General features: G+C 55.9%; 18 protein-coding genes, 1 tRNA gene and 1 pseudogene. 10 read left to right on the forward strand and 10 right to left on the reverse strand.

Going from position 1 to position 21,637, the window contains the following annotated elements:
- The 3 genes from JUK32_RS26050 to JUK32_RS26060 form a co-directional block, all read left to right on the forward strand.
- On the forward strand, window positions 1–1,753 hold a 1,753-nt coding region (locus JUK32_RS26050; protein WP_204141805.1), incomplete at its 5' end, for an ATP-binding protein.
- A 533-nt stretch (window positions 1,754–2,286) separates the two neighbouring features.
- Window positions 2,287–2,868: a transposase gene (locus tag JUK32_RS26055; RefSeq protein ID WP_204141832.1), complete on the forward strand. Its 582-nt coding sequence runs from the start codon at window positions 2,287–2,289 to the stop codon at window positions 2,866–2,868.
- A 95-nt stretch (window positions 2,869–2,963) separates the two neighbouring features.
- Complete coding sequence (locus JUK32_RS26060; RefSeq protein WP_204141806.1) at window positions 2,964–3,209, forward strand: hypothetical protein; 246 nt, start codon at window positions 2,964–2,966, stop codon at window positions 3,207–3,209.
- 299 nt (window positions 3,210–3,508) lie between these two features.
- Here the strand turns inward: JUK32_RS26060 and JUK32_RS26065 are convergent, their stop codons facing one another.
- The 5 genes from JUK32_RS26065 to JUK32_RS26085 form a co-directional block, all read right to left on the reverse strand.
- Window positions 3,509–6,490, reverse strand: a complete 2,982-nt coding sequence (locus JUK32_RS26065) for a cation-transporting P-type ATPase (RefSeq protein ID WP_204141807.1) — start codon at window positions 6,488–6,490, stop codon at window positions 3,509–3,511.
- A gap of 225 nt (window positions 6,491–6,715) precedes the next feature.
- Entirely contained in the window at window positions 6,716–7,258 is a 543-nt protein-coding gene (locus JUK32_RS26070) for a DUF5602 domain-containing protein (protein ID WP_204141808.1), read from the reverse strand.
- The gene (gene cysW / locus JUK32_RS26075; protein ID WP_204141809.1) at window positions 7,251–8,132 is read right to left on the reverse strand and encodes a sulfate ABC transporter permease subunit CysW; all 882 of its coding nucleotides are present in this window, start codon (window positions 8,130–8,132) and stop codon (window positions 7,251–7,253) included. Before cysW ends, JUK32_RS26070 begins: the two co-directional genes overlap by 8 nt.
- Window positions 8,125–8,967, reverse strand: coding sequence for a sulfate ABC transporter permease subunit CysT (cysT, locus tag JUK32_RS26080; protein WP_204141810.1), 843 nt, complete (start codon window positions 8,965–8,967; stop codon window positions 8,125–8,127). The genes cysW and cysT overlap by 8 nt, the downstream gene beginning before the upstream one ends.
- Before the next feature lie 93 nt (window positions 8,968–9,060).
- Window positions 9,061–10,251, reverse strand: coding sequence for a sulfate ABC transporter substrate-binding protein (locus tag JUK32_RS26085; protein ID WP_204141811.1), 1,191 nt, complete (start codon window positions 10,249–10,251; stop codon window positions 9,061–9,063).
- A gap of 236 nt (window positions 10,252–10,487) precedes the next feature.
- Here JUK32_RS26085 and JUK32_RS26090 point away from each other — a divergent pair, with 236 nt between their 5' ends.
- Together JUK32_RS26090 and JUK32_RS26095 are read left to right on the forward strand one after the other, a co-directional pair.
- A complete protein-coding gene (locus tag JUK32_RS26090; RefSeq protein ID WP_204141812.1) occupies window positions 10,488–11,519 on the forward strand; it encodes a sulfate/molybdate ABC transporter ATP-binding protein in 1,032 nt (343 codons plus the stop codon).
- Window positions 11,520–12,035: 516 nt separating this feature from the next.
- On the forward strand, window positions 12,036–12,830 hold the full coding sequence (locus JUK32_RS26095) for a Crp/Fnr family transcriptional regulator (RefSeq protein WP_204141813.1): 795 nt from the start codon (window positions 12,036–12,038) through the stop codon (window positions 12,828–12,830).
- Window positions 12,831–12,882: 52 nt separating this feature from the next.
- On the opposite strand, the pseudogene JUK32_RS28885 reads toward JUK32_RS26095, so the two are convergent.
- Together JUK32_RS28885 and JUK32_RS26105 are read right to left on the reverse strand one after the other, a co-directional pair.
- Window positions 12,883–13,676 (reverse strand): annotated as a pseudogene (locus JUK32_RS28885) (metal ABC transporter permease).
- A gap of 559 nt (window positions 13,677–14,235) precedes the next feature.
- Window positions 14,236–14,308 (reverse strand) — tRNA-Val (locus JUK32_RS26105).
- Window positions 14,309–14,396: 88 nt separating this feature from the next.
- Here JUK32_RS26105 and JUK32_RS26110 point away from each other — a divergent pair.
- The 3 genes from JUK32_RS26110 to mazG all read left to right on the forward strand — a co-directional run bounded on the left by JUK32_RS26110 (window position 14,397) and on the right by mazG (window position 16,322).
- Complete coding sequence (locus tag JUK32_RS26110) at window positions 14,397–14,948, forward strand: metal-binding protein (protein ID WP_204141814.1); 552 nt, start codon at window positions 14,397–14,399, stop codon at window positions 14,946–14,948.
- An 18-nt stretch (window positions 14,949–14,966) separates the two neighbouring features.
- Window positions 14,967–15,431 (forward strand): MEKHLA domain-containing protein, encoded by a 465-nt coding sequence (locus JUK32_RS26115; RefSeq protein WP_204141815.1) that lies wholly within the window; start codon window positions 14,967–14,969, stop codon window positions 15,429–15,431.
- Window positions 15,432–15,503: 72 nt separating this feature from the next.
- The gene (gene mazG, locus JUK32_RS26120; protein WP_204141816.1) at window positions 15,504–16,322 is read left to right on the forward strand and encodes a nucleoside triphosphate pyrophosphohydrolase; all 819 of its coding nucleotides are present in this window, start codon (window positions 15,504–15,506) and stop codon (window positions 16,320–16,322) included.
- 23 nt (window positions 16,323–16,345) lie between these two features.
- Here the strand turns inward: mazG and JUK32_RS26125 are convergent, their stop codons facing one another.
- Entirely contained in the window at window positions 16,346–18,271 is a 1,926-nt protein-coding gene (locus JUK32_RS26125) for a transglycosylase domain-containing protein (RefSeq protein WP_375541609.1), read from the reverse strand.
- Between the two features lie 240 nt (window positions 18,272–18,511).
- Between JUK32_RS26125 and tyrS the strand changes: the two genes are divergently transcribed.
- Window positions 18,512–19,726, forward strand: coding sequence for a tyrosine--tRNA ligase (gene tyrS, locus JUK32_RS26130; RefSeq protein ID WP_204141817.1), 1,215 nt, complete (start codon window positions 18,512–18,514; stop codon window positions 19,724–19,726).
- Window positions 19,727–19,780: 54 nt separating this feature from the next.
- Window positions 19,781–20,506: an orotidine-5'-phosphate decarboxylase gene (gene pyrF / locus JUK32_RS26135; RefSeq protein WP_239113123.1), complete on the forward strand. Its 726-nt coding sequence runs from the start codon at window positions 19,781–19,783 to the stop codon at window positions 20,504–20,506.
- A 126-nt stretch (window positions 20,507–20,632) separates the two neighbouring features.
- On the opposite strand, the gene rpsU is transcribed toward pyrF, so the two are convergent.
- Both rpsU and JUK32_RS26145 read right to left on the reverse strand, forming a co-directional pair.
- Window positions 20,633–20,824: a 30S ribosomal protein S21 gene (rpsU, locus tag JUK32_RS26140; RefSeq protein WP_072041352.1), complete on the reverse strand. Its 192-nt coding sequence runs from the start codon at window positions 20,822–20,824 to the stop codon at window positions 20,633–20,635.
- A gap of 124 nt (window positions 20,825–20,948) precedes the next feature.
- Window positions 20,949–21,239 carry an RNA-binding protein gene (locus tag JUK32_RS26145; protein ID WP_204141818.1) on the reverse strand — a complete coding sequence of 97 codons (291 nt, stop codon included), beginning with the start codon at window positions 21,237–21,239 and terminating at the stop codon, window positions 20,949–20,951.
- Between the last annotated feature and the right edge of the window lie 398 nt (window positions 21,240–21,637).

The following is a 21,637-nucleotide window of genomic DNA, read 5'->3' on the forward strand; positions in this document are numbered from 1 at the left end:
GGCGGGAGGCGTGGCGGGAGGCGTGGCGTTAGGCGTGGCGGGAGGCGTGGCGGGAGGCGTGGCGTTAGGCGTGGCGGGAGGCGTGGCGTGGATTTTAGGAGTACTGCGGGTCTATTTTTGGTTGCCGGAGTTGCTGTGGCTGTTGTGCCTTGGCTTCCTCGTGCCAGAGGGCAAAGTAGATCGCTTACTGCGCTGGCTGCCCCCCCAGTTTGATGAACTGATTATCTTGCCCTTGCCCTTCATGGCTGAGTTCATTGCCCAGGCTCATCGCCAAAATCCGGTGGCGGCGCGGCAAACCCTTGACTATTTCATTACCTCTACCAATCAACAAGCGGTGGCCGCCCAGGCCATGGCGCAAATTGCCGTTGATGCGCTGGCCCGTTGTGATACCGTGGCCGCCATTGCCGCCATTGCCGATGAGTTAGCCTGGGTGCCCTCGCCCCCCCCCCGACAGGTGGGGCCATTGCTGCCAGAGTTTATTGAGGTGAGTCAGGCGGTGCGGGCAGCTCAAGCCAGCACCTCGGCCTATCGCCAATGGGAATCGTTGGGGCCACCCCTGCGGCAGCTCTCCCAACTCAAGCAGGGTCTGGTGCAACAAGACCCGCTGCTCGCCACCACCTATGGCAGCATTGTCGAAAATTGGCTCGGGGTGCTCAATACGGCCCAAGCCAACCTGCAAGCCCAAGCCCTGCGGTCAGGCGAAATTCCCCCGGTGTATATTGCTGGAGCAGCCCTGGCTCCGGATACAGCGGGGCAACGCTTTCGGGGACGACAAGACCTGTTTCGCGAGATCGAAACTCTGGCGCGGGCGGATGCGCCCCCCACCCTATTGCTCTACGGCGGCAGACGCACGGGCAAAACCTCGGCGCTCAAACATTTGCCCCGCCGGGTTGGCCCTGATTTGGTGCCGCTACTCGTCGATTTGCAAGGGGCGGCCATGAACACCACCCTGGCGGGGACGGCCAAGTTTCTTGCCACAGCGATGCAGCAAGCCGCCCGGCAAGCCCGCAACCTGACGTTACCTGCCCCCGATCAATTAGCTTTGGAAAAGGAACCCTTTGCCGCGTTGCAGCAGTGGTTTGCCACGATTGAACAAACGGCCCGAGGCAAACGCTTTTTGCTCTGCCTCGACGAATTTGAACGCCTGAGCGAAATCGTAAACACTACGGGCAGCCGCGCCCCCCTCAACTTCCTCCGCTACATCATTCAGAACCAACCGGGTTGGATTCTTCTATTCAGCGGTTCACACACGCCAGATGAGCTAGAACCTTACTGGAGTGATTACCTGATCAATACGCAATCTCTACGACTGAGCTATCTCGAACCAGCAGATGCCCGAGCGCTGATCCAGCACCCCATTGATGATTTTCCTGACGTTTATGAACCCGAAGCGGTAGACGCCATTCTTGCGCTCACTCGCTGTCAGCCCTACTTTGTCCAGTTGACTTGTCTCGTCTTGGTCGAATATCTCAATCGTCTCCCCGACCGCCACAAAGCAACTGCCGCCGACGTTAACACCATCGTTCCGAAAGTATTGGAGCGGGGGGGCGAGGTACTTCGAGAGCGCTTCCAAACCCTGCCTCAAGAACATCAAGCAATTCTTCATCAGCTGGCTAGCAGGGGGGCGATTTCTGAGGCCAGTAAAGCGAGTTTGCAAAAGCTGGTGCAGCAGGAAATTTTGGAATTGGGCGATCAGGGTTGCCAATTCCAAATTCCGTTGTTTCAGCGCTATGTCCAGTCCATCATGGTTTAGTTAGCGGCCTATAAGGTTGGAATCCTGCCAAGAAGGACTCTAGCCGCTGTGAGCTGAAACTCCTTTGATGCGCTATCTCCTTTGATACCTGCACCATCTGCGACTTCACCAAAGGCGCATTAGGAACACAGGCCAGATTCAGGCAAACCTCGCCTGTGGAAGTTGCCATCCCAGTGATCACCGTGAGGGAGTTATGCCAGGGCTTGGTGCTCAATTTACATCGGACGCAAACAAATGAACTCGTGATCGCCACCAAACCGACTTCCACATCTCAAGGACATACGACTGAGGGGGCGCGTTCCCCTTAATCGGCCTGGGCATCCTGACCTTGTTCTGCTGTCGCCATGCCCATGCCATACGACCCTGACCACCATCACCCTCCACATCTTCGTAGGGGCGCACGGCCCGGCCGTGCGCCCCTACCCAACCCTGATGCGCCCCTACCCGCCCGACCCTGGATGCATCCCCCTGGCCCAACGATTCGCAGCAGACCGGTTGGGGAATTCTGATCCTATTCCTAGTCGCCTATGCCCATGCCATACGACCCCGACCACCATCACCGTCGATCGATTCGCCTCCAGGGATACAACTATTCATCCGCCGGGGCCTATTTCATCACCCTCTGCACCTTTCAGCGTCAATGCCTATTTGGGCAAATCATCGACGGGGTAATGCAATTGAATGAATGCGGTCAGATCGTGTTTGAAGAATGGTTGAATTCCAGCAGCATCCGGCAGGAAATTGAATTTGATCAATGGGTCATTATGCCCAACCACCTGCATGGCATTGTATTGATCACCCCTGTAGGGGCGCACGGCCGTGCGCCCCTACCCGAACCTGCACCCCGACGGGTGGGGGTGGCATACCGTAAACCCCGATCGCTGTCATCCTTTGTTGCGGGGTTCAAATCGGCCACGACCAAACGCATCAATACCGCCCGCAATTCAACAGGCACCCCGGTTTGGCAGCGCAATTATTACGAACACATCATCCGCAGTGAAGCTTCCTGCCAACGGATTCGGCAATATATCCACAGCAACCCTGCGACCTGGCAAGATGACCAGCTCCATCCGTCTAATCCATCCAAGTTTGAGCGCGATCGCGATAAATCATAAAACCGCGATCGCTTGGCTACCTGATTGCCCCCGGCGCTTTTGCTGCGTCGCGATACCACAGCAAGTGAAGCCTGTTCCCTTCCCTCCCTGGTGCTATGGCGCGGGAGCAATGTGCCGTAGTTGTCAGAGACATGGGCGATCGCACTGACAACATCCGAGTCATCCGCGTCGATACTGCCCTTCTTGCGCAAGCCCTCGACCTCTATCAATTTCGCCCCGATAAAGACTGGGGGCTGACCGACGGTATTTCCTGCATCGTGATGCAGCGGCAAGATTTGGTGGATGTAGTCACCAGCGATCGCCACTTTCGCCCAGCCAGTTTCCACATAGCAATGACATGAGACTGAAGGGGCGATCGGCAGCTCACTGGGGCAGAAAAATATCAGCCACCGAGCCTTGCTCAGCCCCCCAATGTTCAACTAAGCGGGTTAGCGGACAAGGCTAACCTGAAACTGCCAGGGCAACGCTCTCAACGAGAATCAAGCTGACGGCGACCCAAGTCCATACCGTAATTTGGCCAGAGATACGGCTGAATAAGGAATAGAGTACGCAAAAGCTGAGAATCCAGAAGATCACCGTATGGAGCAGATTGATTTGGCTGAAGGTGATTTTTATCGTTTCCTACTGATCTTGAGTCGTTTTAGGGCAAAGTCTGGAGATGTTTGGGGATAGGGTTTTGGTGCCCAGAAGGGGAAAACCTTCGAGCGATCGCCTTCCGCACCTCCTCAGCTCCTAAGACCATGAGCGGACATAGCAACAGCATGACCCACTGCGCTGGATTTAAAGGGGCCGTAGAGAAGATGGCTCGGAGGGGCGAAATCTGAATAATGGCGATGATCAGCGTCCATTCAAACAACATGCCCAACCAGATGAGGGGATTAGAAAACCAGCCCAACCGCCAGATCGAAGCTTTCTCCGAGCGACAGGCAAACACGTTGCCATCCTGACAGGCGACGATCGCCGCCAAGGTCAAGGTGGTCGCCTGGGCATAGATCAGCAGCACCGGGGCAGTAGCCGCGTGGCTCAACAGAGCGGGCGTCACCGCTTGAATCTCGCCCAAGCCATAACCGTGGGTGCGCCAGACCCAGAAAAAGGCGGCCATGCCCAACACCGCTTCCCACAGCCCCAACCAGCAGTAGGCTCGCAATAACAGCGCTCGATCCATCAGGGGATGGGTGGGCGATCGCGGTGGCTGTTGCATGAGGCCCGGTTCTGCGGCTTCGGCTCCCAAGGCGAGGGCGGGCACCATGTCGGTGCCCAGGTCGATCGCCAGAATTTGCATAATTACCAGTGCGGGTGGAATCTTCAGCGCCACCATGAGCAGGAAGGGCACCAGCTCCGCCACATTGGACGCGAGGATATAGGTGATGAACTTGCGGATGTTTTGGTAAACGGTGCGACCTTGCTCGATCGCGCCCACAATGGTGGCAAAGTTGTCGTCAGTCAGCACAATGTCGGCGGCCTCGCGAGCCACGTCAGTCCCGTTCAAGCCCATCGCGACTCCAATGTGGGAGGACCGCAGCGCCGGGGCATCGTTCACTCCATCGCCGGTGACTGCGACGATCGCGCCGGTTGCTTTGTAAGCCTCTACCAGCCGGAGTTTGTGTTCCGGCGACATGCGGGCAAACACTAGCTTCGAGCGGTATTTCAGCATTTGCTGGAGCTGGGCCCCCGAGAGGTGACCCATACTTTCGCCCGTCACTACCCGCACCTGCTCATGGGGATTAAAGCTGTCGTCGAGCAGGCCAATTTGCTGGGCGATCGCCTCAGCGGTCAGGCCATAGTCGCCAGTTACCATGGTCACGCGAATGCCCGCTTGATGACACTGAGCGATCGCCTCCGGCACTTCGGGACGGGGCGGATCAAACATCGCCACCAGCCCGAGAAACGTCAATTCCTGCTCCAAATCCTGCGCTTTCATATCCTTCAGCTCAGCGCCACCGGGCCGCACCGCCACCCCCAGCACCCGAAAGCCTTGACGGGCCAGGGCGTCGTTAGCGGTGACGACCGTTTGCCAATCTTGATGCTGCAATTCGGCGAGCGCCCCATCGCGCACAATATGTTGACAATGGCGCACAACTTCCAACGGCGCACCCTTGGTGAACGCTACCTGTTCTGTCGGTTGGGAAAAGGTCTGGGGCCAGAGGTCATCGCGCCCGTCCAACACCACGGTCATCATGCGGCGGCGCGAGTCAAAGGGGATTTCCCGCCGCCGGGGATAGCGCTGCTGCAATTCCTCCACGTTGAGGCCGCTTTTGGCCGCCGCGACGATTAGCGCCGCTTCGGTGGGGTCGCCCATCTCTTGCCAGCGACTGGGGGCCGTCAGATGCATCAGGCGAGCGTTGGAGCACAGGGCTGCTCCCATCAGCAACAGCTGGGCTTTCCAAGCCAGGGGCGCATCTTCGGATAAATGCACCTGGCCTATCGTCGGGTCATACCCGGCTCCGGTGACGGCAATGTGACCGGCGGGAAGACCGTGCTCTGACGGGGGGAGGTCGTCCTGCGATCGGGGCGGCAGCCAGAGATAGCGCACCGTCATTTCGTTTTTGGTCAGGGTGCCAGTTTTGTCAGTGCAGATCACGTTCACCGCGCTCAAGGTTTCCACCGCTGAAAGTCGCCGCACCAGGGCGTTGTGCCGCACCATGCGCTTGACGCCGATCGCCAGCGAGAGCGTCACGGTGGGCAACAGTCCCTCGGGGACCAGCGCCACGATAATGCCGATCGCAAAAATGAAGCTCTCTTTCACCTCCATGCCCACGAGCCAAGAAGTCAGGGTAAAAATCAGGACTCCCATACTCAGGGCGATCGCCGTAATCACCCGCACAATATGGCTGACCTGGACTTCGAGGGTGCTGGGCTCTCGCTTCACCTCGGTGGTCAAGTGAGCCACCTGACCAAATTCGGTCTGGGTGCCCGTCGCATAAACCACGGCAGTGCCCCGCCCGGAAGACACCGTCGCTCCGGCCAGCACCAGATTGCTGATTTCAGCAGGATTGGCTTGCTCATGGTGGGGGGTTTCACCGGGGCGCGCCAACGGCTTACCGCCCCGCACCGGCAGGGCCTCTCGCTGGCGAACCGGGTGGGGGTTGCGGGCGACGGGCAGGGATTCTCCCGTGAGCACCGACCCGTCCAGATACAGACTTTCCGCCTTGACCAGACGGGCATCGGCGGAAACGCGATCGCCTTCCTCCAACTGCATCACATCGCCTCGCACTAACTCCCTGGCGGGAATCTGCGTCAAGGTGCCATCGCGGAAAACCTGCACCTGGCTCGGCAGCACATTCTTCAACGCCGCCAGAGCCTGCTCTGCCCGAAACTCTTGCCAAAAGCTGAATACAGCATTGATCCAGATCACTGCCCAGATCGCCCAGCCCAGGGCCGCCGTGTGGGAGATGAAGGCCAAAATGCCCGCCACCCACAGCAGCAAGGCCATGAAGTGGGTGAGCTGATCGGTAAAGCGCAACCACAGGGGTCGCCGGGGTGGTTCGGGCAACTCGTTCGCCCCAAATTGCTGAAGGCGTGCTTGAGCTTCAAATGCCTTGAGTCCCTGAGGCGTTGTGCCCAAGGTTGGGTACACCCCTTCGATGGGCAGCGTCCAAATAGGACCGTGGGTGGATGTCATCGCTAAGCCCCTTGAAGTGTGGGAAGCGTAACCTGATCAGTTGTTCGTGGCTTTGCCTGCAAGCCTGAAATGCGAAGCACAGTGCTGAACCTCACACCTACAAATCATCGAGCCTTTTAGAGGAAGAGGCGCTTAGGCTTAATATTTGTTGTTGGGCGATTCACCTTCGGTGAGGCTATAGCCCGATCGGGGAGGCTTCGCGATCGGGCTATAGCCTAACGCCTTTTATCGAGACGCTGCCAATACCCCTTCCCCCCCCAATCGGCTTGGTAAGCGAGCCGATTGGGGGGGCAGTAGGCAAAAATGTTCCCCTGCCTCTGGAGAACCGCTTGCACTGCTGCGGTGATCGCAGTGATCGACGTTGAATTCGAACGTGCCATCAGAGATCCCATAAAGGGCAATTTGTCCATAGCCAGGGACTGCCGCTACAGCGATAGTGCCGCAGTGATCGCTCGGCCCTGTTGTCGTAATCTGCTGACGCTCAGCGTGGGGCAGGGTGAAGAAATGGAAATCCAGGTGCGGGACGGTGTAAACCCCTTCCGGCAAGTGGCCTTGAGGATTCCAGTTAAGCCTAATTTCGGTTAAGGGGGGCTTGGCGATCGCCCTTGGCGGCAATGGCAGATTTACCTCCATCGTCGCTTTAGGGAGATTTTCCAGGGCGGCTTCCGGCACAATGACGCCGATTTTCGAGGGGCGATCGCCCAGGCCCATCACCACGTAGATGTGAACGATAAGGAGCCTCTCTTCATTACCTCTGCGATTAATCACCTCGACGATGGACGCCGGGATTGCGTTCTAAAAAGTGCTTGAGCACCAGGGTGACGATCGCTAGACAGGCCAGCAGCACAGCGGCAGCATAGGCCGATTGGGTGTTGTACTGGATATAAGCGTCTTCAACATAAAGGGGTAAGGTCTGAGTTTTACCGGAGATGTTGCCGGAGACCACGGCAACCGCGCCAAACTCCCCCATGGCACGGGCATTGCAGAGAATTAAGCCGTACAACAAACTCCATTTAATCGAGGGCAGGGTCACTCGCCAGAACGTTTGCCAGGAAGAAGCGCCCAGGGTATGGGCCGCTTCTTCTTGATCGGTACCGTTTTCTTCTAACGCGGGGAGCACTTCGCGGGCGATGAAGGGCATGGTGACAAAAATGGTCGCCATCACCATACCGGGCAGGGCAAAAATCACCTTGATTCCACCAGCTTCTAACGCCGGGCCAAACCAGCCCCGACTGCCGTAGAGCAGCACGAGCATTAACCCTGCTACCACGGGAGAAATGGAGAAGGGCAGATCGATAATGCTGATCAGCAGGGTGCGACCGGGGAAGGTCTTGTGGGCGATCGCCACCGCTGCCGAGAGGCCAAAAATCGTATTTAGCGGCACCGAAATCAAGGCCACAATTACCGTCAACCCTACCGCGTTAAGAAAGGGACGGCTGGTAAACGTTGCCAGAAAACCAGCGATGCCGCCATTAAATGCCTGGACAAAGACATTCAGAGCCGGGAGCAAAATAATTAGCGCCAGGTAGAGCGTCACAAAGCCGATCAGCCCCCATTTGCGCCAGTCAGCAGATGGTGAAATCCTCTTGGTCGGGGATGCATTAGACCGAGTTAGGTTGGGATTTACAACAGGATTAGCCATAACGTTTTCCAAGGGATTGCAGGACATTAATGAGCAATAAACTCAACAGCGAAATCAGCAGCAGCACCGTACCGATGACGGTGGCTCCGGCATAGTCAAACTGCTCTAGCCGCTGAAAGATAAGCACCGGAGCAATCAGGTCTTGAAAGGGGATATTGCCTGCAATAATCACCACCGAGCCATATTCCCCGACGGCACGGGAAAAGCCCATCGCCACGCCAGTCAGCAGAGCCGGCAAGAGGGGCGGCAAAATGACTCGCCGAAAGGTCTGCCAATCCGAGGCTCCCAGGGACCAGGCCGCTTCTTCGATCTCCGCTTCCATTTCCTGCAGCACGGGCTGCACCGTGCGCACCACAAACGGCAGTGAAATATAGACCATGGCCACCAGCACCCCCAGACGAGTGAATGACACTTTGATGCCCAACGGGTCGAGCAGAGAACCGATCCAGCCATTGGAGCTGTAAATCGTGGCCAGGGTCAAGCCCGCCACGGCAGTCGGCATGGCAAAGGGCAGGTCAATGATGGCATCGAGATATCGCTTCCCCGGAAACTCGTACCGCACCAGCACCCAGGCCACCATCAGCCCGACCAAGCCATTGAGACTGGCGGCGGCCAGGGCGGTGAGAAACGTCACGTTATAGGTGGATAGGGCGACGGGGTCAGTGGCAATGCGCCAGATTTCGCTGGCATCGAGCGTGCTCGCCCGGACGACCAGGGCGACAATCGGCAACAGCAGAAAAAAGATCAGATAAATCCAGGTAATGCGCCAGGGCCAGGAGAGATGCCGGAGGCGCTGCCAGAAGGGTTGAAGCGAGGCAGAATCAAGATAAGTCATGGCAAGGTTTGAAAGGGCGATCGTCAACAGTTGCAGAAAAGACGAGGAACGTGAACGTCGGCGTGGCAAGCCCCGTTCAGTTCCCCATCGAAATTACTGGCCGATTTTGGCTTGAATCTTGTCAAACTCAGCGCCATCGGCAAAGAACTTGGATTGCACGGCATCCCAACCGCCTAAATCGTCCACCGTAAAGAGTGTTTCAATGTCGGGATACTGGTCAGCAAATTCCTCGGAGACCCCCGGATCAACTGGACGAAACCCGACTCTGGCAAAGGCCCGCTGGGCCTCGGGAGTAAATAGAAATTCCACAAAGGCTTCAGCAACTTCGCGGGTGCCGTGCTTATCCACATTGGCATCGACCACGGCAATGGGATTATCGATGGAGATGTTTACATCCGGGATGATGTAGGGCTGCACTTCCCCATTCAGGGCGGCCAGCAGGACTTCGTTTTCGTAGTTAATCAGCACGTCTCCCTGACCCCGCTGGTAGAAAACGTCTGTGGCCTCCCGAGCATTTCTGGGTAGCACAGGGACACTTTGATACACCTTGGTGACGTAATCCAGCGCGATCGCTTCATCCACTCCGGTTTGGGTCAGTTGCCCCCACAGGGCCATGAAGTTCCAGCGGGCACCGCCGGAGGTCTTCGGATTCGCCGTCACGACGGAGACATCAGGCCGGGCCAGGTCTTCCCAGCCTTGAATATTTTTAGGATTGCCGTCGCGCATCACTAAAACGGCGACTGACTTATGCACGATCGCGTCATTAGGGGCTTCTTCCTCCCAACCCGGTTCAATCAAGCCTCCTTCTTCCAGTTTCTGGGTATCCAGGGCTAAAGCCAGAGCCACTACATCAGCTTCTAGTCCGTCTAAAACAGCACGGGTTTGTGAGCCAGAACCGCCATAGCTCTGATTAATCACCACGGTCTGCCCGGTTTCGGCCTGCCACTGCTCCACAAACTGAGGAATGATTTCTTCGTAAGCCGCCTGGGTGACGGCATAGGACACCAGAGTGAGCTCCACCGTTTCACCAGCGGCGGTGGCTGTGCCAGAAGCTACTCCGGCCTCTGTATCAGACTGGGTGACAGCGCTGCCGCAAGCGGCGATCGCGCCAGCCACACCAATGCCCACCAGGGTAAGTAGCGCCGTCCTACGCGATACGGCCTGGCCCCACAGCGGTCGATTCAACCAGGTTCCGATGACTCCACGAGACGATTGACTCGCCGCGCGATGGCCCTCTTGGGCCAGTCTTTGACCATCGCGCGGCGCAGGATTAGGTAATGCCATAAAAAAACTCCAAAGACGAGAACCAATGATCGAAGCGCTTCGTTCTTGGAAAAGACTGTAGCACGAAAAAATCGAATTTGAATCGCAAATGTTTTGAGATTCATTTTGAATTTAATTTGACTTGACATGGAAGTGATTTGTGCTTAATTGGTATAAGCCAGGGTTCACTAGTCGCCTTGGTCCTAGTTTCCGGAATGTCAGCAAACCCTTGAAATACTTAAGTTTTAGGAATCACCATGGGTATCAAAATTGAAAATGTGGCAAAGCGGTTCGGGTCCTTTCAGGCTCTGGAGCCCGTTTCCCTGGAGGTGAAGACCGGATCCTTGGTAGCCCTGCTGGGGCCATCTGGTTCGGGTAAGTCCACCCTGCTGCGGATCATTGCGGGGCTAGAAACCCCCGATACAGGCAATATTTATCTGTCAGCCCAGGACGCCACCGATCGCAAAGTGCAGGAGCGCAACGTCGGCTTTGTGTTTCAGCACTATGCGCTGTTCAAGCACATGACCGTGCGCAAAAATGTGGCCTTTGCCCTGGAAATTCAGGGCTGGCCCCAGGCCCGTATCCAGCACCGCGTCGAGATGCTGTTAAATCTGGTGCAGCTAGAGGGATTGAGCGATCGCTATCCGGCCCAACTGTCTGGCGGTCAGCGCCAGCGGGTCGCTCTGGCCCGTGCCTTAGCCATTGAGCCCCAGGTGCTGCTGCTGGATGAACCCTTTGGAGCCCTGGATGCCAAAGTTCGCAAAGACCTGCGGGACTGGTTGCGGCGACTCCACGATGAAGTGCATGTCACCACGGTATTTGTCACCCATGACCAGGAAGAAGCCATGGAAATTGCCGATGAAATTGTAGTGATGAATCAGGGCCGCGTGGAGCAAATCGGGTCGCCCGCCGAGGTGTACGAAAACCCGGCCACGCCCTTTGTGATGAGCTTTATCGGGGCTGTTAACGTGCTGTCGCCTGACGCGACCTGGCAGGCGTTGCATCACCCGCTTCCCGGCAATGGCGAGGTGTTCTTGCGACCCCACGATATTGAAATTTTCTCAACCCCTGTTCCGGGTAGTTTGAGCGCAACGGTGCAACGCCTGATCCATCTGGGGTGGACGATTCGCCTAGAGTTAACCCTGGACGACGGACAAGCGTTAACAGCCCATATCAGCCATGAGCAACTGCGTGATTTCCAGCTTCAGCCCCAGGCAGTGATCTACGTTCGCCCCAAATCAGTTCGCACCTTTGAGCCTGTAGCAGAGGTGAAAACAGCAGTTGCATAAAGGAGGCCGCCACCGCAGGCTACTTCGACCTCGGTGGGGCGGAACAGAAGTGATCAATGAATCTTCTGGAAAGCTGGCACTGTCAGACTCAGGTTAGAGAGCCTAACGTTCATACCATTTTCCTGAATCACGGCTACACCTGTGGGGCGGCTTCCCCAATTCCCTTGACAGGACAGCGACCTCGGGGGAGCCGCAATCTGTCGTGCGATTTTGCCAAATTGGGATGACTGGGCCTAATGCCAGCGCGATCGAGCAGGGCCGTCATGGGGTCGGTTCCACCAGATCTTTTGAAATTCAATCGAATCAGAAATACAATGTAAGTGTTTTATAGTCTGATTCAACTTGAGGCGAGACTTTGTATGCAGTGCCTACTTGCTTTGCATCCTTAGTACCCACGCACTGTGAGTACCTAACTCAGAGCATCAGCTGCTTGTGATTGCAGCGTTTCAGGCTCTGAAGTTGGGGTGACTTTATCAGGTTCTGCGGCGAGCCAAGCGTTGATTCAGAAACACCAGCATGGCAAACCGAACCCCATCCAGCACTGCTTCCTCCCCTCTACAACTGCTAATTCAGGAAAACTTTCTGTTCAAAGATTTAGATGAGGGCAGTCTGAAACTTTATCTGAAAGGCGATGCCCTGATTCAAGAAAAGCTGTATGCTAGTCGGCCAATTTACACCGCCTTCAAACCGAATTCATCTTTAAGCGATCTCTATGCCATTGTGGGGGGTGGCCCTGTGGTGACCCGTAGCACACCATTAGATCGGGTTATTTCGCTGACTTATCCGGGCTCCTGTTTTGGGATGCGTAATTTGCCTTTAGCTTACGGTGAGGCCTGTCGAGCCTTTCCCAGTTTGGTAGAAGCTTATAAAACCACCGATGTCATTAAAATTCCGCTCAGGGTGGTGGAAGCTCTGTACAAAGAGAACGAAGTATTTCGCAGCCGGTATGAACTGCTATTTGAACTGCGGGAAAAATTTCAGTATCACTTGCTGAATTGCAGTACCTATCCACCTCAGGCCGTTGCAGCGTTATTACGGGCATTGGTTTATCAGGAGCGATCGCTGACCAATCAACCCCAAGCAGAGGGGACTTTTGTTTTTGATCTTCCTACCGATCTGATTGCTTGTGCAAGCCAACTCAACCACCGCACAGTAGAGCAAGTGCTGAAAGGCATGATTAAAGCAGGGCTCCTAAAGTCGGGGCAGGCATCCGATACCAGCGACGATATCGTCAAGGTGGTCGATCCTGAAGGGTTGAAAGAGGTTTATGGCGCTACCCGCAGTAAGGTGGCCTGGTGGCCTTTGCGCTAAAACCCATGAACTCTGTTTACAGTTGTAAAACAGCAGCGCCGTCGTCGTCTATTCACATCTCAGGAACGGTCCGATCGCCGCTACCATTGAAGGCACTCTGGCCGTTGCGATCGCTCGCAATCCGGCTCGACGTTTCACCGTGACAAAAGACTAATGGGTAAGTCGTTAAACCTCGCAAAAAAAGTGGGGCGGTAACGGGGGCGTCTGGCACGATGGGGCAGGCGCTGATTGCTGAGTTGCAGCAGCAAGGGGCCACTGCGATCGCCCTCACCTCCATCGCCCTGATGAGCATCATCCAGGGCAGTTCTTTCACCAGCAAATAGGTAGTGGCCGAGGGCGTGACCATTAAGGCCACCACCAAAATCACGCCGACGGTTTGAATGCCCGCCACAATTGTCAGCGTAATCGCCGCCATCAGGCCAAAATTTAGGTATTGAGCGGTAGACCGACGGCTTCTGCCCCCGATGGGTCAAAGGTGAAATAGAGCAGTTCTTTGTAGAACAGCTTGATGACGATTAAAACGCTCAGGGTGATCAGGACAATTTGCCAAACATCCGCCTGAGTGATGTGCAAGATATCGCCAAATAAGAGCGCCTCTAAATCGAGTTGAGTGCGTAGGGTCGTAATCAGCACGATGCCCAGGGAAAAGAAGCTAGAGAAAGTAATGGCCATCGCCGTATCGACCTTGACCTTGGTTTGCGATCGCAACCATGCCGTCCCAGAGGTACTGACCATACCAAACACAAAGGCCCCGATGATGAGAGGGAACGGGAAGAAATTGGTGATCGCTAACCCCGGCAAGACTGCATGAGCGACCACATCTCCCACTAGCCCCAATCGCTGCACTACCAGGTAGGTGCCCCAATCACCGGACAGAGAATCCCCACCAGGATGCTCGCGGTAAGCACGTAGCGCATGAAATCGTAGGCGAACGGATCGGTGAGGAAGGGCATAAGGGAGTGGATGGGTGGAAGAGTCGGTGAGTGAAAGTGTGGATGAGTGGGAGAGTGATGGAGTGGGAGAGTTGCAGAAATTAGGTGGTGGGCGCTGGGTTTCAGGTGTACCCCTGTTAAGGTGACCAAATGTACTAAATAGTCGAGGCTCAACCTGGGTTTTCAGCGCTCAACAGTTAGCTTAAGAAAGGACTGAGCAGCCACTGTAGAGAGCGTACGATGATGATTGATCGCCTCTTTGAGCGGTTCGTTGAAGCCAGCCCTCTGAGCATCATGGTCCGCGCCTTGATGGAACGGGTTTTTGCCGCTGAGGCGTTGGACGAACTGTTTGAGCGTACTGCTGAGAAGCAATACACACGAGAACTGTTGTGTTCCACCGTGGTGAGTCTGATGAGCTTGGTTGTCAGCCAAATCCACCCCTCGGTCAATGCCGCTGACAAGAAAATTTTGAATGGGCGATACTGGGCTCGAACCAGTGACATCCTGCTTGTAAGGCAGGCGCTCTACCAACTGAGCTAATCGCCCCTCTTCACGGTTTATAAATATAACAGACAATGGGGCCATGACGGCCTCACTGCCTCGTCAATTTATCCACCCTTTTGTTCGGTTTGCGATGCCCTCCGGTAAGACCCACGATCGCGTGACTATGTGGCTCACCCCCTGGGTGGCACTAGCGGCCATGGTTGTGACTGGGCAGTGGTTCTACACTGGCTTGGTGGTGGCAGGGTTTCTGTTTGCGGGCTTTATGTTTGGCCCTGATCTGGATATTCACTCCGTGCAGACCAAACGGTGGGGCTGGCTGGAATGGATTTGGCGGCCCTATCGTCGCAGTGTGCGTCATCGCTCTTGGCTCTCCCACGGATTTTTGGCCGGCACCCTTTTGCGATGCTTGTACCTGTTTGTGGTCATCCTGTTGGTGATTCTCTTTGGCTTACAAATCACCAATACGGCTGGCCATACAGCAGTGACCTGGAATGATTTGGGACGCATGACGGGGCAAATTTTGGTGGATGATTGGCGGCTGTGGGGGGCGATCGCGATCGGTATCGAACTGGGAGCCATGAGCCATTACACTGCTGACGGGTGGGTTTCTGCCTGGAAGAAACGCGCCCAGCGCCCCGCCGTTCCTCAAAAGCGGCGCACGGGTAAGCGGCGACGTCGATAAACTCAGCCTCTCTCATTTATGCACCGTTCCCCCGATCAGCAGTCCCAAGCGCAACTCTGGAGTCGGCAGTTGGCCCACAGCTATCAGCACTGGCGACACCAACCGTTAGTGACGGTGACTGAGCTGCAAACTCTGGCGCAAGCGCTCTTCGAGGCTCCGGTGGCGATCGTCTCCCACGGCACCCAAGCCGATCCGATTTTTAACTACGCCAACCGTTGCGCCCTGAACCTGTGGGAATTGGATTGGGACACCTTTACCCAAATGCCGTCGCGACTGAGTGCCGAGCCGATGCATCGCGACGAGCGGGCGCAAATGCTGGCCCAACTTCAAACTCATGGCTTTGTGGACAATTATCAGGGCATTCGGATTTCGAGTCAGGGGCAGCGATTTTACATCCAACAGGCCGTCATCTGGAACGTGATTGACGACACAGGCACCCGTTTGGGACAAGCGGCGACCTTCGCTAATTGGCAATTTTTATAGCTGGCAGCCAGTTCCCGGCGTCATTCTATTTTCCTGGCATAGTGGAAAAGACGTTTTCTCCCCATAACCCCCATGACGACTTCTTCGCAGCCTCGCACGGCAATTCTCCAGGCGCTAGATCGGTTGGTCGAGGTGGTGGCGGCGCTACGGCATCCTGAGACGGGGTGCCCCTGGGATTTACAACAGACGCATAAAACGCTGGTGCCCTACGTCATTGAAGAAGCTTACGAAGTGGTGGAAGCCATTTACAGTGGCGATACGGAGCACATGGCGGAAGAACTGGGCGACTTGCTGTTGCAGGTGCTGCTGCAAGCCCAGGTGGCTCAGGATGAGGGCACCTTTGATTTACAAGTCGTTGCTGATGGCATTGCGGACAAGTTGATTCGCCGTCATCCCCACGTTTTTGGTGATGTGGCAGTCGCCAGCGTTGAGGAAGTGCATCGTAATTGGGACAAAATTAAGGCGCAGGAAAAGGGGCAACCCCACAATCCCCATGCGTTGACTCCCAAGCTCCACAAATACAGTCGGACGCTGCCGCCGCTAATGGCGGCCACCAAGATTTCGCAAAAAGCTGCCAAGGCGGGCTTTGAATGGGATTCCGTCGATGGGGTGTGGGAAAAATTTCACGAAGAATTGGATGAGTTTCGCACCGCGATCGCCCACGAACCTCAGGAAAACCAACTTGCTGAGTTGGGCGACATTCTCTTTACTCTGGTGAACCTTGCCCGCTGGCACGGACTCGATCCCTCGGAAGCTTTGCAAACCACCAATCACCGCTTTGTCCAGAGATTTGAGCAAGTGGAGAATAGTCGCGATCGCCCCCTCACCGATTACTCCGGCGAAGAACTCGAAGCCCTGTGGCAACAGGCCAAAGCCCACCTTAAGCAATAAGCGACATCATTTGCTCTGGGCGATTACGGCTTCGCAAATTCTGAGGGGCTGCGGAATCCTTCGACTGGCACATCCACCAACGCCCGCTGCATAAAGTCGCGCCACACCGGAGCCACATACCCACCACCAGTGGCCCCTGACCCCATCGGCGAGTAATCGTCATTGCCAACCCAAATGGCAGTGGCGAGCTGGGGCACATATCCGACGAACCAGACATCGCGCTGTGAGTCGGTTGTGCCGGTTTTCCCAGCGGCCGGTCGCCCAATCTGCGCTGCCGTTCCCGTACCCCGAGCGACCACCCCTTGCAGCACATCGGTCAGCGCGGCGGTGGCCCAAGGGTCCAGAATTAGCTGCGGCTTAGGGGTGTTATCGAGCAGCACATTGCCGTTGCTGTCGGTCACCTGCACGATGAACGTCGGCTCAGAGTGCCAGCCGTTGCTCGCAAAGGTGGCATAGGCTCCGGCCATTTCCATCGGCGTCAGATCAACGGCCCCCAACGGCAGCGAGATCACTGGCTCCATCGGACTTTCGATACCCAGCAGGCGACAGATTTCGATAATGCGATCGATGCCCACCGACTGACCCAGTTTGACTGCGGGCACGTTGCGGGAAAGCTCTAAGGCTTTGCGGATGGGAATGCTCCCCATGAAGCTGCCGTCATAGTTGCGGGGACTGTAATATTCGTAGCCGTCGGGATAGCTGGCAGGCGTATCTTGAATGATGCTATCGGGGGTGTAGCGCCCTGAGGCAAAGGCCGCATAGTAAACAAATGGCTTAAACGAAGACCCTGGCTGACGCTGGGCCTGCACTGCCCGGTTGAATTGGCTGTCATCATAGTTGACGCCGCCCACCATGGCTTTGACAAAGTGGGTGCGGGGGTCGATCGCTACCAACGCCATTTGGTCCGCGCGAATACCGCGCGCCCGCATCGCTGCATGGTTACGGCGAACGGTCTCTTCGGCCATGCGCTGCATATCGAGCGACACCGTGGTTTGCACCCGCATCCCGCCTTTCACCACCGCATCGTTGCCAAAGGTCTCCTTCAGTTCTTGCACCACCGCCTCGGTCACATACGGGGACGCACTGGTGCGGAATGACGTAATTTCACCCACCAGCAGGGGCTGGGCCCTGGCATTGTTCTCTTCTTCCGGCGTGATCCATCCGAGTTGGCGCATCCGGCCTAGCACCGTGGCCTGCCGTTGTTTTGCTAGTTCATAGTTCACAAAGGGGCTGTACCCCTCCGGTGCTTGAATCAGGCCCGCCATCATCGCGGCCTCGGCCAAACTTAGGTCTTTCGCCGACTTGTTGAAATAGCTTTGAGCTGCCGTCTCGACCCCATAGGTGTTGTGGCCCCAGTAAACCTGATTCAAGTACATTTCGAGAATCTGGTCTTTTGCAAAAATCTGCTCTAGCCGCATCGACAGCACGGCTTCTGCGACCTTCCGGCTGATGGCCTGTTCAGGAGTCAAAAACAGGTTTTTCACCAACTGCATGGTGATGGTCGAGCCGCCCTCGACGGTCGAGCCCGCCTGGACGTTGGCCAGCATCGCCCGCCCGACACTACTGGGGTTAATACCTTGGTGGGAGTAGAAATAACTGTCTTCGATCGCCAGCACGGCCCGCTTGAGATGGGGAGAAACTTCGTTCAGATCAACCACTTCGCGGTTGGCTTCGTCGTGCAGGCTGTAAAGTAGCGTCCCGTTAATGTCATAAACGTAGCTGGTTTCGCTCGGCAAATAGTTGCGGAGCACCCGCACATCGGGCAAGTTCCGGAAGCTGATAGCGAGGCCGACCAAGCCCCCCGCCGCGACCGAACTGACTAACATCGTGGTGCCGAGCAGGGTCGCCACACTGATTTGACCGACATCTTGCACAAACTTGACGACGCCGCTGGTGAGGTGGTTGGAGCGGCGGGCAGCGGTTTGTTTTCGATAGGTGTTAGTCGACACGATGGGCCACGCGATTTACGGTAAGGGTATTAAACGGTTCAGAGTTTTGTAATTATAGAAGTCTGGCTTAAAAATGGTCAGCAAAAAGCCGACTGGCAATAGGATAAAGCAGGAATTCAGCCGCTGCCACTTTATTTTGAGTTCCTTAAGGGAACAACGAGAGGATCAGCGAGAGGGCGATCGCGATCGACGCTGACCAAATTGCTAAAGCAGTGGGGATAGGGGATTTTTTGAGGAGCTATGGGCCAACTTTCGGACGATTTGCAATGGATTTATCGCGGTGTGACGGAGGTCTTTCCAGACCAGCCGGACACTGATAATCCACACGGAAATTTACGGGCGCGGTTGGCACAGGGCGATCGTCCCTTGCGCGTCAAGCTCGGCATCGATCCTACTGGGGCGGAAATCCACTTGGGGCATAGCATTCCCGTGCGTAAACTGCGGGCGTTTCAAGACGCGGGGCACACAGCGGTGCTGATCATCGGCGACTTCACCGCTCGCATTGGCGACCCCACGGGCAAGTCAGAAGTGCGCAAGCAATTGACCGAAGCTGAAGTCAAGGCTAATGCTGAAACCTATTTGGAGCAGGTGCGCTCCATTCTGGATTTTGACACCCCCGGACGTTTGGAAATTCGCTACAACTCGGAGTGGTTGTCTGGTCTGGATTTGAGTCAGATTTTGGAACTCTTTGCCACAATGACCGTCGGCCAAATGCTGGCGAAAGAAGGCTTTGCGGAACGTTACGAAAACGGGACGCCGGTATTTCTGCACGAGTTTTTCTACCCGCTAATGCAGGGGTATGACTCGGTGGCGGTGAAAGCGGACATTGAGCTGGGTGGCACTGACCAAAAGTTCAACATTGCGGTGGGGCGCGACCTCCAGCGACATTTTGGCCTGGAGCCGCAGTTTGGCATGTTGTTGCCGTTGCTGCTGGGCACCGACGGGGCGCAAAAAATGTCGAAGTCCCTGGGCAATTACGTGGGCCTGCAAGAAGACCCGCTCACCATGTATTCCAAGCTGGAAAAGACCCCAGACAACTTGATTGAGCAGTATTTTGAACTGCTAACCCGGTTACCCCTGGCAGAATTGCCGGAAAATCCGCGCGATCGCCAAAAGCTGCTCGCCCTCGACGTGACCCGTCAGTTTCATAGTGAGGCGGCAGCTCAACAGGCCCAAACGGACGCGGTGAATTTGGTGCAGGGTGGCGGCGCGGCGGAGAGTGTGCCGGAGTTTTCCCTGAGTGAGGTCAATTTCCCCGCCAAGGCGTTTTACCTGTTGGGTACCACTCCGCTCTGTGCCAGCAGTAGCGAAGCGCGACGCCAGATTCAAGGGGGGGCGGTGAAGTTGGAGGGCGATCGCCTTGCTGATCCCAACCTGGTTTTCGAGACCCCCGATAATTTGGATGGCAAAGTCCTGCAAGTCGGCAAGAAAAAATTTGTGCGCTTGGTGAAATAGTCACCGGGGGCAGTGTGATGTGGTTTGGCGCAAAAGATTTAGAGAATAACAGTCATGGCCCAACGTGATCCTGCGGAGTGCATTATTGTGCCGCTTGATGTGCCCGATGCCGAGTCCGCTCGTCGTTTAATCGATGACATTCCTGCCGTCAAGTTTTGGAAAGTAGGACTAGAGCTGTTTGTCAGCAGTGGGCCAGAAATCTTGACTGATCTGAAAGACCGGGACAAGCGCATCTTTCTAGATCTCAAGTTCCACGATATTCCTAATACGATGGCGGGGGCTTGCCGCGCGGCGGGACGCTATGGCGTGGATCTCGTCACTGTACACGCTCCTGCGGGCATGGCGGCGCTCCAGGCGGCGCAGCAAGCAGCGACCGAAGGGGCAGCAGCAGCGGGGATGGCGGCCCCCAACCTGATTGCCGTGACGGTATTGACCAGTATTGATCTGCGATCGCTCGCCTTTGACCTCAAAATACCGCTAGAGCTGTCTGACTATGCCCTGCAAATGGCGTTGCTATCGCAGCAGGCCGGCTTGGCGGGCAGTGTCTGCTCGCCCCATGAAGCCGAGTTGTTGCGTCGCTGCTGTGGCCCGGATTGGTTATTAGTCTGTCCGGGGGTGCGACCTGACTGGGCACAAGCCGGTGATCAACGGCGGGTGATGACACCCGGCGCGGCGATCGCGGCTGGGGCTAATTATCTGGTAATTGGTCGTCCCATCACTCAAGCCGATGAGCCCAATGCGGCATTTCAACGCATCTGCGATGAGCTAACGCCAACTTGAGTCCGTTCTTCCAAGAAAAATACTATCCAAACCAAAACAGAAGCCCCCACTCACAAATCCGAAGATTTGTTCTGTTACCTGGGAGCTTCTGCAAGGAATACCTGACGGCTAAAGCTAGTGTAGAGTCTAGCTCTGGCGACGCATCCGTCTTCTCTGACGGCGTCTAGCTACTTCTTTGCGCTTACGCTTTTCAGCGGGAGTTTCAAAATGCCGCTTCTTTTTCATATCGGCAAAGATGCCAGCGCTAGAAACTTTGCGCTTAAAGCGCCGTAGTGCCGATTCTAGGTGTTCGTGTTCTCCGAGTACCACTTGGGCCATGCAGTTGCCTCCTATCAAAGTTCTTATTTTAAAGCATAAAGACGAGGACAGAGGGGGCAAAGTCCCCTTTGTCCTCTCCAGGGTTAATAGCCTCAATGAATAGTAGCCGTATCAGCGATCGCGTCTAACCGCGACCACCCCAGCCACCACCACCACCTGAGGGTTTACGTTCTGTGCGAGGACGAGCCTTATTCACCTTCAGGGTGCGGCCCATCCACTCAGCTCCATCGAGATCTTCAATTGCCTTATCTTCTTCGGCATCATCAGACATCTCCACAAATGCAAATCCGCGCATCCGACCGGTTTCCCGATCAGTGGGGACTTGAATTCTCTTGACGCTACCGTACTCTTTGAAAACTTCATTGAGATCATCTTCGGTGGCGCTGTAGGAAAGGTTCCCTACATAAACGGTCATAGCCCAACCTCGCAAGCAAACTAAAAAACAAAAACGGAATACGGGGATAAGCTATCAAACCAAAAGCCAGAGGACAGAATCCCAGAACTAGCGGACACTCAACCACCGAAACCTCATTCAGTTTACACTATCCTGTCAATCTCTCTCCAGATGCGATCGCGATGCCTCATGACCGGGCATATGGCTCCACTGCCTCAGCGCCAAACCCGCTGCCTGACAAGGTTTCGAGAAGATGCTCACGCAGCCTGATTGAAGGCCGCTGGGAGCATCATCCGCCGATTATCGAAGTCAACGTAGTAAATTAATTCTTCATACTCGACTCATCTTCGTGATCGCCTGAGAAGACGTCAGTTCGACGGGCTGATTTGGCGCGCGCTCCAGACCTCTCTTCCGAAGCG

It is taken from the genome of Halomicronema sp. CCY15110, from assembly GCF_016888165.1.
GTDB lineage: Bacteria > Cyanobacteriota > Cyanobacteriia > Phormidesmidales > Phormidesmidaceae > Halomicronema.

Bases quoted from the DNA above. Each gene is read 5' to 3' on its own strand.
- JUK32_RS26055 (WP_204141832.1), top strand. From the start codon at position 2,287: ATGCCATACGACCCCGACCACCATCACCGTCGATCGATTCGCCTCCAG.
- JUK32_RS26060 (WP_204141806.1), top strand. From the start codon at position 2,964: ATGGCGCGGGAGCAATGTGCCGTAGTTGTCAGAGACATGGGCGATCGC.
- JUK32_RS26065 (WP_204141807.1), bottom strand. From the start codon at position 6,490: ATGACATCCACCCACGGTCCTATTTGGACGCTGCCCATCGAAGGGGTG.
- cysW (WP_204141809.1), bottom strand. From the start codon at position 8,132: ATGGCTAATCCTGTTGTAAATCCCAACCTAACTCGGTCTAATGCATCC.
- cysT (WP_204141810.1), bottom strand. From the start codon at position 8,967: ATGACTTATCTTGATTCTGCCTCGCTTCAACCCTTCTGGCAGCGCCTC.
- JUK32_RS26085 (WP_204141811.1), bottom strand. From the start codon at position 10,251: ATGGCATTACCTAATCCTGCGCCGCGCGATGGTCAAAGACTGGCCCAA.
- JUK32_RS26090 (WP_204141812.1), top strand. From the start codon at position 10,488: ATGGGTATCAAAATTGAAAATGTGGCAAAGCGGTTCGGGTCCTTTCAG.
- JUK32_RS26095 (WP_204141813.1), top strand. From the start codon at position 12,036: ATGGCAAACCGAACCCCATCCAGCACTGCTTCCTCCCCTCTACAACTG.
- JUK32_RS26110 (WP_204141814.1), top strand. From the start codon at position 14,397: ATGCCCTCCGGTAAGACCCACGATCGCGTGACTATGTGGCTCACCCCC.
- JUK32_RS26115 (WP_204141815.1), top strand. From the start codon at position 14,967: ATGCACCGTTCCCCCGATCAGCAGTCCCAAGCGCAACTCTGGAGTCGG.
- mazG (WP_204141816.1), top strand. From the start codon at position 15,504: ATGACGACTTCTTCGCAGCCTCGCACGGCAATTCTCCAGGCGCTAGAT.
- tyrS (WP_204141817.1), top strand. From the start codon at position 18,512: ATGGGCCAACTTTCGGACGATTTGCAATGGATTTATCGCGGTGTGACG.
- pyrF (WP_239113123.1), top strand. From the start codon at position 19,781: ATGGCCCAACGTGATCCTGCGGAGTGCATTATTGTGCCGCTTGATGTG.
- rpsU (WP_072041352.1), bottom strand. From the start codon at position 20,824: ATGGCCCAAGTGGTACTCGGAGAACACGAACACCTAGAATCGGCACTA.
- JUK32_RS26145 (WP_204141818.1), bottom strand. From the start codon at position 21,239: ATGACCGTTTATGTAGGGAACCTTTCCTACAGCGCCACCGAAGATGAT.